11 protein-coding genes are annotated in these 12,876 nt (G+C 62.9%); 7 read left to right on the top strand and 4 right to left on the bottom strand.

All coding sequences use genetic code 11. The annotated features are described in order from the left end of the window. The first annotated feature begins 57 nt into the window (after window positions 1-57). The 6 genes from LMH93_RS04330 to LMH93_RS04305 all read left to right on the top strand — a co-directional run bounded on the left by LMH93_RS04330 (window position 58) and on the right by LMH93_RS04305 (window position 5,743). A complete protein-coding gene (locus LMH93_RS04330; protein WP_003247301.1) occupies window positions 58-957 on the top strand; it encodes a chemotaxis protein in 900 nt (299 codons plus the stop codon). Window positions 958-1,045: 88 nt separating this feature from the next. After that, the gene (locus LMH93_RS04325) at window positions 1,046-1,357 is read left to right on the top strand and encodes a hypothetical protein (protein WP_003247302.1); all 312 of its coding nucleotides are present in this window, start codon (window positions 1,046-1,048) and stop codon (window positions 1,355-1,357) included. Beyond that, window positions 1,354-2,088, top strand: a complete 735-nt coding sequence (locus LMH93_RS04320) for a YkgJ family cysteine cluster protein (RefSeq protein WP_014860791.1) — start codon at window positions 1,354-1,356, stop codon at window positions 2,086-2,088. Before LMH93_RS04325 ends, LMH93_RS04320 begins: the two co-directional genes overlap by 4 nt. A 200-nt stretch (window positions 2,089-2,288) precedes the next feature. Further along, window positions 2,289-2,513 carry a hypothetical protein gene (locus LMH93_RS04315; protein ID WP_230064858.1) on the top strand — a complete coding sequence of 75 codons (225 nt, stop codon included), beginning with the start codon at window positions 2,289-2,291 and terminating at the stop codon, window positions 2,511-2,513. A gap of 204 nt (window positions 2,514-2,717) precedes the next feature. Further along, window positions 2,718-4,052 (top strand): OprD family porin, encoded by a 1,335-nt coding sequence (locus LMH93_RS04310; protein WP_230064857.1) that lies wholly within the window; start codon window positions 2,718-2,720, stop codon window positions 4,050-4,052. A 200-nt stretch (window positions 4,053-4,252) separates the two neighbouring features. Further along, a complete protein-coding gene (locus LMH93_RS04305; RefSeq protein WP_230064856.1) occupies window positions 4,253-5,743 on the top strand; it encodes a sensor domain-containing diguanylate cyclase in 1,491 nt (496 codons plus the stop codon). Here the strand turns inward: LMH93_RS04305 and LMH93_RS04300 are convergent. Then, window positions 5,740-6,216, bottom strand: a complete 477-nt coding sequence (locus LMH93_RS04300) for a ferritin-like domain-containing protein (protein ID WP_003247307.1) — start codon at window positions 6,214-6,216, stop codon at window positions 5,740-5,742. The two genes, LMH93_RS04305 and LMH93_RS04300, sit on opposite strands and share 4 nt — an antisense overlap. A 201-nt stretch (window positions 6,217-6,417) precedes the next feature. Between LMH93_RS04300 and LMH93_RS04295 the strand changes: the two genes are divergently transcribed. Beyond that, complete coding sequence (locus LMH93_RS04295) at window positions 6,418-6,639, top strand: DUF3820 family protein (protein ID WP_003247308.1); 222 nt, start codon at window positions 6,418-6,420, stop codon at window positions 6,637-6,639. 477 nt (window positions 6,640-7,116) lie between these two features. Here LMH93_RS04295 and LMH93_RS04290 read toward each other — a convergent pair whose 3' ends face one another. From LMH93_RS04290 to ptsP, 3 genes are read right to left on the bottom strand one after another with little or no spacing between them, the layout of a single operon-like run. After that, on the bottom strand, window positions 7,117-8,859 hold the full coding sequence (locus LMH93_RS04290; protein WP_230064855.1) for a PTS fructose-like transporter subunit IIB: 1,743 nt from the start codon (window positions 8,857-8,859) through the stop codon (window positions 7,117-7,119). Then, entirely contained in the window at window positions 8,856-9,803 is a 948-nt protein-coding gene (gene pfkB, locus LMH93_RS04285; protein WP_100773942.1) for a 1-phosphofructokinase, read from the bottom strand. The genes LMH93_RS04290 and pfkB overlap by 4 nt, the downstream gene beginning before the upstream one ends. Further along, the gene (gene ptsP / locus LMH93_RS04280; protein WP_230064854.1) at window positions 9,804-12,656 is read right to left on the bottom strand and encodes a phosphoenolpyruvate--protein phosphotransferase; all 2,853 of its coding nucleotides are present in this window, start codon (window positions 12,654-12,656) and stop codon (window positions 9,804-9,806) included. It abuts the gene before it with no gap. Window positions 12,657-12,876: the final 220 nt, after the last annotated feature.

The raw sequence follows: 12,876 nt of genomic DNA, 5'->3' as shown, positions 1-12,876 counted from the left end.
AGCCCGACCAAAACAGGCCGATAACCGGATATCCCCTGCTCCCCACCGAAGGTCACCATGGCCACGCAAAATGCCCGCGCGGATTCGCTATCCCTGCTGCTGTTCACCCTGCGCAGCGGCAAGCTGATGGCAATCAACCTGCTCAAGGTCAGCGAGATCATCCCCTGCCCGCCGCTGACCAAGCTGCCCGAGTCACACCCCCACGTAAAAGGTGTGGCAACCCTGCGGGGCCACTCGCTGTCGGTCATCGACTTGTCTCGCGCCATTGGCGAACAGCCACTGGTCGACCCGCAGGGTGGCTGCCTGATCGTTACCGAGATCAGCCGCTCGCGCCAAGGCCTGCATGTACAGGCAGTCAGCCGCATCGTGCATTGCCTGAGCACCGACATCAAACCGCCGCCCTACGCCTCGGGCACCCGCTCGTTCATTACCGGTGTGACGCGCGTGGACAACACCCTGGTGCAGGTGCTGGACATCGAAAAAGTCATACACGCCATCGCCCCGCCCGTCGCCGAACCAGCGCACGGCACCTTGAACGAAGAAGACGCCAGCCTGCTGGCCGCCGCCAACATCCTGGTGGTGGACGACAGCCAGGTGGCCCTGCAGCAGTCAGTGCACACCCTGCGCAACCTCGGTATCGAATGCCACACCGCGCGCAGCGCCAAAGACGCCATCAACGTGCTACTGGAGCTGCAAGGCACCGCGCAGGAGATCAACATCATCGTCTCCGACATCGAAATGAGCGAAATGGACGGCTACGCCTTCACCCGCACGCTGCGTGAAACCCCCGACTTCCAGCACCTGTATGTGCTGCTGCACACCTCGCTGGACAGTGCCATGAGCAGTGAAAAGGCGACCCAGGCCGGGGCCAATGCCATCCTTACCAAGTTCTCCTCGCCAGAGCTGACCGATTGTCTGGTGGTGGCTGCGCGTACCGTGGTGTTCGCCGAGCACTGATATATTCAGCGACAAACTCCCCGGCTTGCCGCCGGGGGTGACTCGGGCATAATTCGCGCCCCTCGCAAGAAAATTGCCGGAATCGCGTATGAAGCTTCTCAGCTCTATCTTGATCAGCTGCGCCCTCTTCAGCGGTATTGCCCAGGCCTCCAGTAGCCAGGCCTGGAACGAGCAACGCCAGCAGATGCTCAAGGCTTGCCTGACCGCCAGCCAGTTCAAGGACGCCCATGCCCGCGGCAAGCCCGCCGAGTTTGATGACCAGGTCGGCATGAGTGCCCTGCTGATCGAAGGCGTCTACCCACAGAAGCACATGCAGCAGCGCACCGGCACCGAACTGTGCCTGTACGACCGCCAGCACCAGCGTGCTTTCGTCAGTGAATGGAGCCCGGAGGCCAAGTGACCGACCGCTTACGTTTCGGCTGTACCGGCTGCGGCAAATGCTGCACCGGCCACCATGTGCCACTGACGCTGGCCGAAGCGCGTCGCTGGGCGGACGATGCCGGCCAGGTGGTGGTACTGATCGAGGCCTTCGTCGTGGACGGCCCCGGCATGCCGCTGGAGCAGCGTGACCATGTGCTGCGACGCTCCCATCCAGTGCATTGTGGCGAGGGCGAGGCACGCGTCTCGGTGACCTTTGCTGCATTCAACCCCGGACGTTGCCGTAACCTCGACGCCAACGACCTCTGCACCATCTATGAGCAGCGCCCGCTGGTGTGTCGCATCTATCCGGTAGAAATCAACCCGCATATCCCGCTGCGGCCAGACAGCAAAGACTGCCCGCCTGAGGCTTGGCAACAGGGGCCGGAGCTGATTCATGGCGCGCAACTGGTCGATGTGGAACTGCAGGCACTGGTACAGGCTTCGCGCCAGGCCGACCGCGATGACATTGCCGCCAAGGTGGCGGTGTGCCAGGCATTGGGCATGACGACCAGTGCGCTCAAGGGGAATGGGTTTACCGCCTACTTGCCGGATATGGGGGCCTTTGCTGCAGCACTGGCGCAGGTACAGGGGAATGAAGCGGCACAGTGGACCTTGCATGTGCAGGATGAAGCGCTGACGGCAAGCTTGCAGGCACTGGGTTTGCGCACAACCCATGAAACCCCGGTTTATTACGCCTTTATCGGTTTCTAGCCTGACCATTTTGCCCAAGGCGGCACCCTGTGCAGGTGCTCTAGCACGGGACTTTCGCCGAAAGTCCTATTAATTTTCGCAAGGATCGTTACCTTTTGCGCAACAGTGCTTATCGCACTTCGCTCTGTTTCGAGTGCACTGAAAGGACTAACTTTACCCCTGTCCTCATTAGCACTTGCACCGCAAGAAGGTAGTTTCAAATGTCCAACAGTATGGGTATTGCCAGCGTCTTCGTCCTGTCTTCCCTGTTGTTGTCGCCCCTGGCCATAGCCGAAGAATCCCCGGCTTTCGTTACCCGTAATGCAGCGTTCGCGGCGGTCCATCAAGAGGCCCGTGAGGCTGTTGCCGCAAACAAGGCAGATACCGCAAAAGACGCGAAACAGACAGCTTCCAAAGTGAACGTCGATGCCAATGCCGACAGCTGATCAAACGCTGTCGCTGTTCCTTCTTTCCCTTGGCTACGCCATGGGCACCTCCGGTGCCGATATGTTAGCCTTTTAAAGCCGCTGCCGATCAGCGGCTTTTTTTATGTGCTTTAACACTCAGCCCGGCTGTAACGTGTACCTATAAAAAGACGCACATTCAAATATAAAAACTGCCCCACCGTCAGACCAAAGGAGCTAGTACCGGTGCCTTCCGCGTTTCGTTTTACCCCGCTTTTCATTGCGTTGACTGCAACGATCCCTTTCGCCGCCCAGGCAGATGAAGACAAGGCTGATGGCTTCATCGAAGGTTCGTCCTTCAACCTGCATTTTCGTAATGCCTACTTCAACCGCGACAACCACAACGCCGGCGTGCGCGACACCCGCGAGTGGGGCCAAGGCACGGTAGCGCGTTTCGAGTCGGGCTACACCCCAGGTGTGGTCGGCTTTGGCCTGGATGCTCATGCCATGCTGGGCCTGAAGCTCGACGGCGGTGGCGGCCATGCCGGCACCAGCATCCTGCCCGAACACATCAAGGACGACGGCGAACTGGGCGCTGCCCCGCATTCGTTCTCCACTGCCGGTGCTGCGGTCAAGCTCAAGGCCTTCGACACCGAACTGAAAGCCGGTGACCTGTTCCTCACCAACCCGGTGATCGCCGGCGGTGAAACGCGCATGCTGCCGCAAACTTTCCGCGGTGTAAGCCTGACCAACACCAGCATTGATGGCCTGTTGCTCGAAGGCGGCCAGGTCAGCTTCACCCACCCGTACAACCAGAGCGGCCACCGCCGCATCGACACCTACTACGGGTCACTGGACGAGCACGACAAGAGCAAGCACCTGAACTGGGCCGGCGCGTCGTGGAGCGGTACCGAGCACATCACCGCCAACCTGTACGCCGCCGAGCTGAAGGACATCTGGAACCAGTACTACGCGGACTTCGACTACACCTATGTGGTCAATGACCTGGTCAGCCTGAACCCAGGCGTGCACTTCTATCACACCCAGGACACCGGTCAGGCCCTGCTAGGCAAGATCGACAACAACACCTACAGCGTGCACTTCACCGTCAACGCTGGCTTCCACAGCGTCACCGCCGCCTACCAGCGAGTGAACGGCAACACGCCATTCGACTACATCAACCTGGGCGACAGCGTGTACCTGGACAACTCGCGCATGTACTCGGACTTCAACGCGCCGAACGAGCGTTCGTGGAAACTGCAGTACGGCTATGACTTCGCCGGTGTCGGCGTGCCTGGTTTGTCTACCTCGCTGTCCTACTCGCGCGGCGAGGCTGACCTGACCAAGGCCACTCAGGACACCACTCACTACGACTACTACCGTGAAGATGGCAAGAACGCCATGCACTGGGAACGCGACCTGGACGTGAAATACGTGTTCCAGGAAGGTGACCTCAAGGACCTGTCGGTGCTGGTGCGTTATGCCACCCACCGCGGCAGCCAGGGTTATGCGTCGATCGACAGCAACAGCGACAACGATGAAGTGCGGGTCATCGTCGACTACCCACTGAACGTGTTCTGATCTTTTGCTGCCAGTGTAGGAGCGGGTTCACCCGCGAAGAAGGCTTCGCCGATGTTCGCGGGTAAATCCGCTCCTACAGGGGCACACGGCAACTCGAAAAGAACAGTACACCGTGCTTCCGTCGGACAAATCTTGTCCGACAATCCCTGCTTCCCTAGAATACCGCCGCCGCGAATGGCCCTGCCCACGCAGTAGCGAGCATGCCCACCCAATCCCCGCGTTTCGCAATCTACAGGTCGCACCCCGAGCTGATCCTCAATCTGGGCAGTTGCCTTGCCGTGCTCGCCATCGTGGCCATCGTCAGCTACCTGCTTGCCCGCGAGCGCGAGAGTGTCGAGCAGTCGGCGGTGCGCTCGTCGAACAACATCGTCCAGCTGATCGAAAGCGACATTCTGCGCAACGTCGAACTCTACGACCAATCACTGCAAGGCCTGATCTGGGCCGTCGGGCGCAAGGAACTGCCGGAAGTCCCCGGCCCGATACGCCAGCGCCTGCTGTTCAATGAAGCCTTCGTCGACCGCAAGCGCGGTGACGTGCTGTGGCTGGACAAGCAAGGCAATGTCGTCGGCGACTCCACCAGCAGCGTGCCACGCAAGGCCAACTTCGGCGACACCGGGGTGTTCAAGGCCCACCAGCACAATGCCAACCTCGGCTTGCTGGTGGGCCCCCCGTTCAAGGCCAAGCTTGGCGACCTGGACTGGTGTATCAGTTTCAGCCGACGCATCTCGGGCCCCAATGGCGAGTTCGCCGGGTTGGCAGCGGGTGCGCTGCGCCTGTCGTACTTCAATGAGTTGTTCCAGCGCCTGGACATTGGCCACGACAGCAGCATCAACCTGTTCAATACCGACGGGCAGTTGCTCGTCCGCCAGCCCTCCCCCGCGCAAGACCCGCTGATTGGCACTTACTACACCGAACGGCCCAATTTCAAGCGCATCCTCAGTGAACAAAGCGGTAACTTCACCGCCCGCTCCCACAGCAGCGGCAAGCCGCGCATATTCACCTTCGCCCGGGTCGCGCAATTGCCCCTGATCGTACTGGTGGTGGATTCGGCCGACGAGGTGTTTCAGTCCTGGCGCCGCACCGCCACTCTGGTCAGCGTCGCCACCGGCGGTCTGTGCGTGGGCATTCTGTGGCTGACGTTGCTGCTTGGCCGCGAACTGCGCCGCCGCCACGAAGCCGAAGAAGACCTGGCCATGCTCGCTTCCACCGATAGCCTGACTGGCCTGGCTAACCGCCGCAGGCTGGACCATGTGCTGCGCCAGGAATGGGCCCGCGCCCAACGCAGCCGTAAGCCGCTGGCGATACTGATGGTGGACGTGGACCACTTCAAGGCATTCAACCAGCGCCATGGCCATGCCGGTGGCGACCATGCCTTGCGCGAAGTGGCGAAGGCCATCGAGGCCTGCATTCGTCGCCCCGCAGACCTGGCTGCGCGCTATGGTGGGGAGGAGTTTCAGGTAGTGCTGCCGGAAACCGATCTGGCCGGGGCCCAGCTACTGGCTGAACGCATCCGCGCCAGCGTCGAGGCGCTGGCGCCGTTTGCGGATGATGCCCACGCAGTGACCGTGAGCATCGGTATCGGTCTGTCCGGCACCCAGCATGACCTTGGCAGGGTGCTGGGTGCTGCGGACGAAGCGCTCTACCGCGCCAAGGCCAATGGCCGAAATCGGGTAGAGGGCCCGCTCGATTAGGAGCGGGCGCGAGCAGCGTTGCGCAGGGCCTTGACCTGGTCATGGTTGCGCTGCACGCCTTGCAGCTGCTTTTCCACCAGGCTGTAGGTCATGTCGCTGGCAGTGCGGCCCAGTTTCACCAGCTTTTCGCGGGCTTCCTTGTAGGCCTTGAGGGCGTGGTCCTCGCCACGCTCCACCTCGTTCAGCACGGCTTCTTCGTCCTTGCCGGTGACCATCGACTTGAGGTTGACCCAGCCGCGGTGCAGGTCGCCACTGATGCTGGTAGAGGTTTCCGGATCACCACCCAGGCGGCGCACTTCGCCCTGCAATTCACTGGCAGCGTTGGCGCACTCGCCCGCACGCTGGACGAAGAACGCTTTCAGTTCGGGGTTCTTTACATCATCGGCCGAGGCCTTGAAACCTTTCTCGCCATCCTTGCTGTACTCGATCAGGTCGTTGAGTACGTCGATCACGTCTTTGTTGGGGTTGCTCATGGTCGAACTCCTTGGCAGGTGATAGTCCTCTAGAGAATTGCAGTGTTCGTGCCACGCTTTTAAAAAACGCGAATCCCTTATTATTCAATAACTTATAGCTTGATGGGAGACTACTGTTTACGGCGTTCTGCATGATTGCCGCTTGGGGCTTCGTGCAGATTGCAGTATGGTCGGCGCCTTTCCACAGCCAGGTGCGCGAAGATGAAGCCGGAAACCCTCGAACTACTGGTGACCCGCAGCATGCCGTTCGGCAAGTACCAGGGCAGGATCATTGCCGACCTGCCCGGGGACTACCTGGCGTGGTTTGCGCGCAAGGGCTTCCCGGCAGGGGAACTGGGCGGGTTGCTGGCGTTGATGCATGAGATCGATCACAACGGGCTGGGTGATCTACTGGTGCCGTTGCGGCAGAAGCATCGCCGTTGAAAGGCCAACACGGGCTCTGTGGGAGCAACTGTCTTGCTCAATTTCTGAAAGCTGGCGCGATCCGTGTGGGAGCGGCCTTGCGTCGCGAAAGGGCTGCACAGCAGCCCCGGGATTTCAGCGTCGATGCAAACAATGCCGGGGCCGCTTCGCGGCCCTTTCGCGACACAAGGCCGCTCCCACAGGCCGGTGTTCAGCCTCAGCCCAGCGCGGTATCGAGAAACCTCATCACCGCAAAACCGCCCATCAACCCTGGGTAATGGAGCTGGGTGCAGCGCTGGGCATCAAGGCCTAGCCGGCGCTGGAAGCCCTGAAGGTCGCCGTACACATCTAAAGCCTGGCGCAGTCCTTGTGGGAGCGGCCTTGTGTCGCGAAAGGGCTGCGAAGCAGCCCCAGATTTTCAGCTTCGCAACTTAGATTGCCGGGGCCGCTTTGCGGCCCTTTCGCGACACAAGGCCGCTCCCACAGAACGAGGTCTGCTCATACACTTTTAGCAGGCGCCACGGCCAACTCCACACCCTCGCTCTTCTTGATAACCGCATACACCACCGCTGTCACCAGGCTACCCGCCACAATCGCCAGCAAATACAGCAACGCATGGTTGATCGCGTTGGGGATCAACAACACGAACAAGCCGCCATGCGGCGCCATCAGCTTGCAGCCAAAATACATCGACAATGCCCCGGTCAACGCACCACCGGCGATACTGGCCGGAATCACCCGTAAAGGGTCCTTGGCGGCAAACGGAATCGCCCCCTCGGAGATGAAGCACAGCCCCAGCGCCAGCGCCGCCTTGCCCGCCTCGCGCTCGCTCTGGGCGAACTTGCGCCGGGCCAGGAAGGTGGCAATGCCCAAGCCAATCGGCGGCACCATGCCGGCGGCCATGGTCGCCGCCATTGGCGCGTAGCTCGATGAGGCCAGCAGCCCCACCGAGAACGCATAGGCGGCCTTGTTGATCGGCCCGCCAAGGTCGACGCACATCATGCCGCCCAGCAACAGCCCCAGCAGGATGGCATTGGTGGTGCCCATGCTGTCGAGGAAGTGCGTCAGGCCTTCGAGCATCGCCGCTACCGGCTGGCCGACCACGTAGATCATCACCAGCCCGGTGAACAGACTGGCCAGCAATGGAATGATAAGGATCGGCTTGAGCGCCTCCAGGCTGCTGGGCAAGCGCGCCCATCGGGCAATGGCCTTGGCACTGTAACCGGCGAGGAAACCGGCGACGATGCCACCGATAAAGCCGGCCCCCAAGGTGCTGGCCAACAGGCCGCCAATCATGCCCGGGGCCAGCCCGGGGCGGTCGGCGATGGACCAGGCGATATAGCCTGCCAGTAGCGGAACCATCAGTTTGAAGGCGGCTTCACCGCCAATCTGCATCAACGCCGCCGGCAAGGTGCCCGCCTCTTTGTAGGCCTCGATACCGAACACGAACGACAGGGCAATCAGCAGACCGCCGGCCACCACCATCGGCAGCATGAACGACACACCGGTCAGCAAGTGCTTGTACACGCCGGTTTTCTCGCCCTTGGCCGGCGTGGTCGCCGCTGCAGCGTCGGCAGCGTTTTCCACCGTGGCCTGCGCCAAGGCTTTGTCCAGGGTAGCGCGGGCCTGCTTGAGGGCAATGCCGGTACCACAACGGTAAATACGTTTACCGGCGAAACGTGCAGTGGGTACTTCAATGTCGGCGGCCAGCAGCACCACATCGGCCGCAGCGATGGCGTCAGCGGACAAGGGGTTGCGCGCACCGACCGAGCCCTGGGTCTCGACGGTAAGCTGGTAGCCCAGTTGTTGTGCGGCTTGCTGCAAGGCTTCAGCGGCCATGAAGGTATGGGCTACGCCGGTCGGGCATGCCGTGACGGCAACGATGCGGGCGCCAGCACTGCCAACTGCGGCGGGGGTGTCTGTCACAGCGGCCAGCAGTTCGGCGTTGGCCGCCGCTTCGTCGAGAAAGCCTTCGCGATCAGCCAGCGCCTGGGACGGCGTGCTTTGGTACAGGCGCTTGCCGACGAAGCGGGCCAGGTCCACCGGCCCGGTGCTGACCACAAGCACCCAGTCAGCCTCGGCGATCTGTGCAGCGCTCAGTTGCCGCTCGGGGTGTTCAGTATTCTGCACTTCGACGCTGGTGCTCCAGCCGCGCCGCTGGGCAGCGGCGGACAGCAAGCGTGCGCTCAGTACACTCGATACCTGGCCGTTGGGGCAGGCGGTGACTATGGCAATGTTCATCGGCAACCCTCTTGTTGTTCTGTCAGTTGCACGGCCGCTTCCAACTGCGCCAGGTGCTCGCGGTCATGGATGCCGAAGCCAACCTGGGTAACGGCCTGGGCGGCGATGGCAGTGGCCCGGGTCAACGTCTGTGCAGGCGCCTCGGCCAGCAGCAGGCCGTGGACCATGCCGGCCACCAGCGAATCCCCCGCCCCCACCGTGCTGGCCACCCGCACCTTGGGTGGGCGGGCCTGCAGGGCCAGATCGCGACTGAACCAAGTGACGCCCTGCTCGCCCGCAGACACCACCACGTGTTCAACGCCACTGTCCAGCAGGCGCTTGGCGGCGGCGCGCTGTTGCGCCAGGTTATCCACAGCCAGGCCTAGCACTTCGCCCAGTTCTTCGGTATTGGGCTTGACCAACCAGGGCGCGCTTTGCAAGCCGACACGCAGGGCTTCACCACTGCTGTCCAGGACTACCTTGAGGCCTTGGGCCTTCAACCGTTCGAGCAACTGGCGGAACCAGTCGGCACTGATTCCACGCGGCAGGCTACCGGCCACCACCACGGCATCGTGACCGGGGGCAATCTGTTCCAGCCTGTGCAGCAAGGCACTGCGTGCCGCCTCGTCGACCTCCGGGCCCTGCCCGTTGATGTCGGTCACGCGGCCATCGGCCTCGACCAGCTTGATATTGCTGCGGGTTTCGCCCGGCACACGGACAAAGCAGTCGGTAAAACCGCGGCCGTCGATCAGCGCCTCGAAGGGCTGCAGATTGTCGCGCCCGAGGAAACCGCCCACGGTTACGCTGTGCCCCAGGTCGGCCAGTACCTGGGCAACGTTCAGCCCCTTGCCTGCGGCGTGACTGTGCTGCGCCTGGCTACGGTTGACCTGCCCTGGGCGCAGAGTGTCCAGGCCGATGGTGATATCCAGCGCAGGGTTCAGGGTAAGAGTGAGGATCTTGGCCATTCAGTAACGCTCCACCAGCGCGCGAACTGCTGCGGCGCTGTCCTGTTGCAGGGCCTCGCGCGCCAGGGCGCGGGCTGTCTGATGATCGGCCTGGCGAACCAGTGCCTTGACTTCGGCGATGCTGCGCGCGGAGACGCTGAGTTCGTCCACGTCCAGCCCCAGCAGCACGGCCACCGCCTGCGGGTCGGCCGCCAGCTCGCCACACACGCCCACCCACTTGCCGTGGGCATGGGCGGCGCGCACGGTCATGTCGATCAGGCTCAATACCGCCGGGTGCAGGCCATCGGCCTGTGCCGAGAGGCTGGGGTGGCCACGGTCGATGGCCAAGGTGTATTGAGTCAGGTCGTTGGTGCCGATGCTGAAGAAGTCCACCTCGCGCGCCAATTGCGCTGCCAGCAGGGCCGCTGAAGGCACCTCGACCATAATGCCCAGTTGCAGGTCGGCTACCGGGATTTCTGCACGCAGGCGCTCTACCATGGCCCGAGCCTCACGCCACTCGTGCACCTGGCCAACCATCGGGAACATGATACGCAACGGGCGCTGGTCGGCGGCCCGCAGCAACGCGCGCAACTGATCTTCCATCACTTGCGGGCGCTGCAGGGTCAAACGCACGCCGCGCACGCCGAGGAAGGGATTTTCCTCGGCAGCGATCGGCCAGTAAGGCAACGGTTTGTCGCCGCCAACATCCAGGGTGCGCACCACCAGCGGGCGCCCATCGAGGCCATCGAGCACGCGGCGGTACTCGGCTTCCTGGGTAGCCACATCCGGCGCTTGAGGGTGGGCCATGAAAATCAGTTCAGTGCGCAGCAGGCCGACACCTTCGGCGCCCTGCTCCACCACCTTGGCGATGCCGTTGCTATCGCCGATGTTGGCAAACACCTCGACGGCATGCCCATCAAGGGTGATAGCCGGCTCGAAGCGGTTGGCCCAGGCGGCCTGCAGGCGTTGCTCGCGCAGGTCACGCTCGGCCAGCGCCCGCTGCAGTTCATCCGCTGGCGGTGCGACGCTGACCACACCACGCTGGCCATCGAGCAGCAGCGGCGTACCACTCTCCAACAGCAGTATCGATGCACCCGCGCCGACCACTGCTGGTATGCCCAACGCACGGGCGACGATGGCACTGTGGGCCGTGGCGCCGCCCTGGGCGGTGACAATGCCGGCAACCCGGTTGGGGTCCAGGCGGGCAACATCGGATGGACCGACTTCGGTCATCACCAGCACATAGGGTTGCTCGGGTTCAGCCTGCGCCTGCACACCACACAACTGCGCCAGCACGCGGCGGCCAATATCGCGCAGGTCGGCGGCGCGCTCGGCGAGCAGCGCATCGTGCAACGCCTCTTGCTGACGGGCCGCAGCTTCGATCACGGCCATCCACGCGGCCGCAGCGCTTTCGCCCTGGGCCAGGCGCTGTTCGACGTCGTCGCTCAGGGCCGGGTCGGCAAGCATTTCCTGGTGGGTGACGAAAATTTCGCCAATGGCCTTGTCGCTGCGCAGGACCAAAGCCTGCAGTTCGCCATTGACGGTAGCCAAGGCTTCGCGCAGTTTCTGCCGCTCCAGGGCGCACGATTCACCCCGCAAGGGATAGTCGAACTCACGCTCGACACAGACATGCGCCGGGCCGCTGGCAATGCCGGGGGCGGCGCCCACACCCTGGATACGGCTGCCGGCCGCTGGCGCTTGCAGGACTTCGGGTACGTCATCGGCAATGGGCGCGACGCTCTGCGGTAGCGGTTCTACCTCTTCACCCAAGCCTTGCTCGATAGCCGCCAGCAGCACCGGCAAGGCATCGGCAGCGATGCTCGGTTCGGCGACCAGTTCCAGTGCCTGACCACGGCGTGCGCCGAGGCTGAGCAGCTTGCTCAGGCTCTTCACCGATACGGCTGGCTGCGCGCTATCGACCAGGCGCACACGGATTTCCCCTTCAAAGCCTTTGGCCAGTTGTGCAAGCACCTTGGCCGGGCGCGCATGCAAGCCATGTGGATTGGCCAGCACGACACGTGCGCTAGGCCAGTCCGCCGGCGCTTCACCGCCCAACACTTCCAGTACCGCACGGCTGCTGGTGGCCTGGTAGAGCATCTGCCCGCGGCCTTCGATCAACACTTCGCACAGCCGCTCGAGCAGGGCCTCGTGAGCGGCGCCAAGGCTGGCCAGGCAGAACAGACCGTTGAGCGGTTGGTCGCGGTAACGCAGCGGCTGCTGCGGGGTGATGAAGGCGAGGCCCGGTTGACGAACCTGGCGCTCGCTGTGCAGCCACCACAGGCCCTCACCCAGCGGCAGCGGCTCGGCCTGCTGCAGCACGGCGGCAAAGCCACTGTCGACACAGTCGGCACGTTGCAGCAGGCGGGCACCGCGCCAGGCCAGTTCGTCGAAGTCTTCTGCCGGCACGTTCAGGCCGACCAGCTGCGCATCCAGCGCCAGCGCCTGGGGCGCGCCCTGCAGCAGCTTGAGCAGCGCTTCGGCAGAGCTGGCACGGCGCAAGGCTTCGGCCAGGTCGGTCTCGCCCAGCGCCCGGGTCAACAGCTGCAGCAGGCGCAGGTGTTCGTCGGAGCGGGCGGCAATACCAATGGCCAGGTAGACCATTTGCCCGTCACCCCAGTCTACTCCCTCGGGGAACTGCAGCAGGCGTACGCCAGTGGCATACACCAGGTCACGTGTTTGCGGCGTACCATGGGGAATGGCGATGCCCTGGCCAAGAAACGTGGAGCCTTGTGCCTCCCGGGCCTGCAGCCCTTGCAGGTAACCGTCGGCAACCAGGCCGTCCGCAACCAGCCGATCCGCCAGAAGGCGCAATGCCTCGGCCTTGTCGGCGGCCTTCTGGCCCATGGCTATCTGCTCATTGGCGAGCTCGAGCATGACCTTCTCCTTTTGCAGTTCCCGTTCGGGTACTGGAGTATTGTTGTGAAATTCACATAAAGGGCCAGTTCAGCAGCCTTGCGCAGGTGGCAGCCGAGGCAGAAAATTCGGCAGCTGAAACGTTTAATCTGACCAGACGGCCACGTTACTCGATAATCTGCCCAGTAAAAAGCCCCATCCTGTCGGACAATTGCGACAATGGTCGTCTGCGCGTGATGCC

Origin of the sequence: Pseudomonas sp. CIP-10 (assembly GCF_020911845.1) — a bacterium.
Classification (GTDB): domain Bacteria; phylum Pseudomonadota; class Gammaproteobacteria; order Pseudomonadales; family Pseudomonadaceae; genus Aquipseudomonas; species Aquipseudomonas alloputida.
This window is presented reverse-complemented; position numbering and strand designations above follow the sequence as displayed.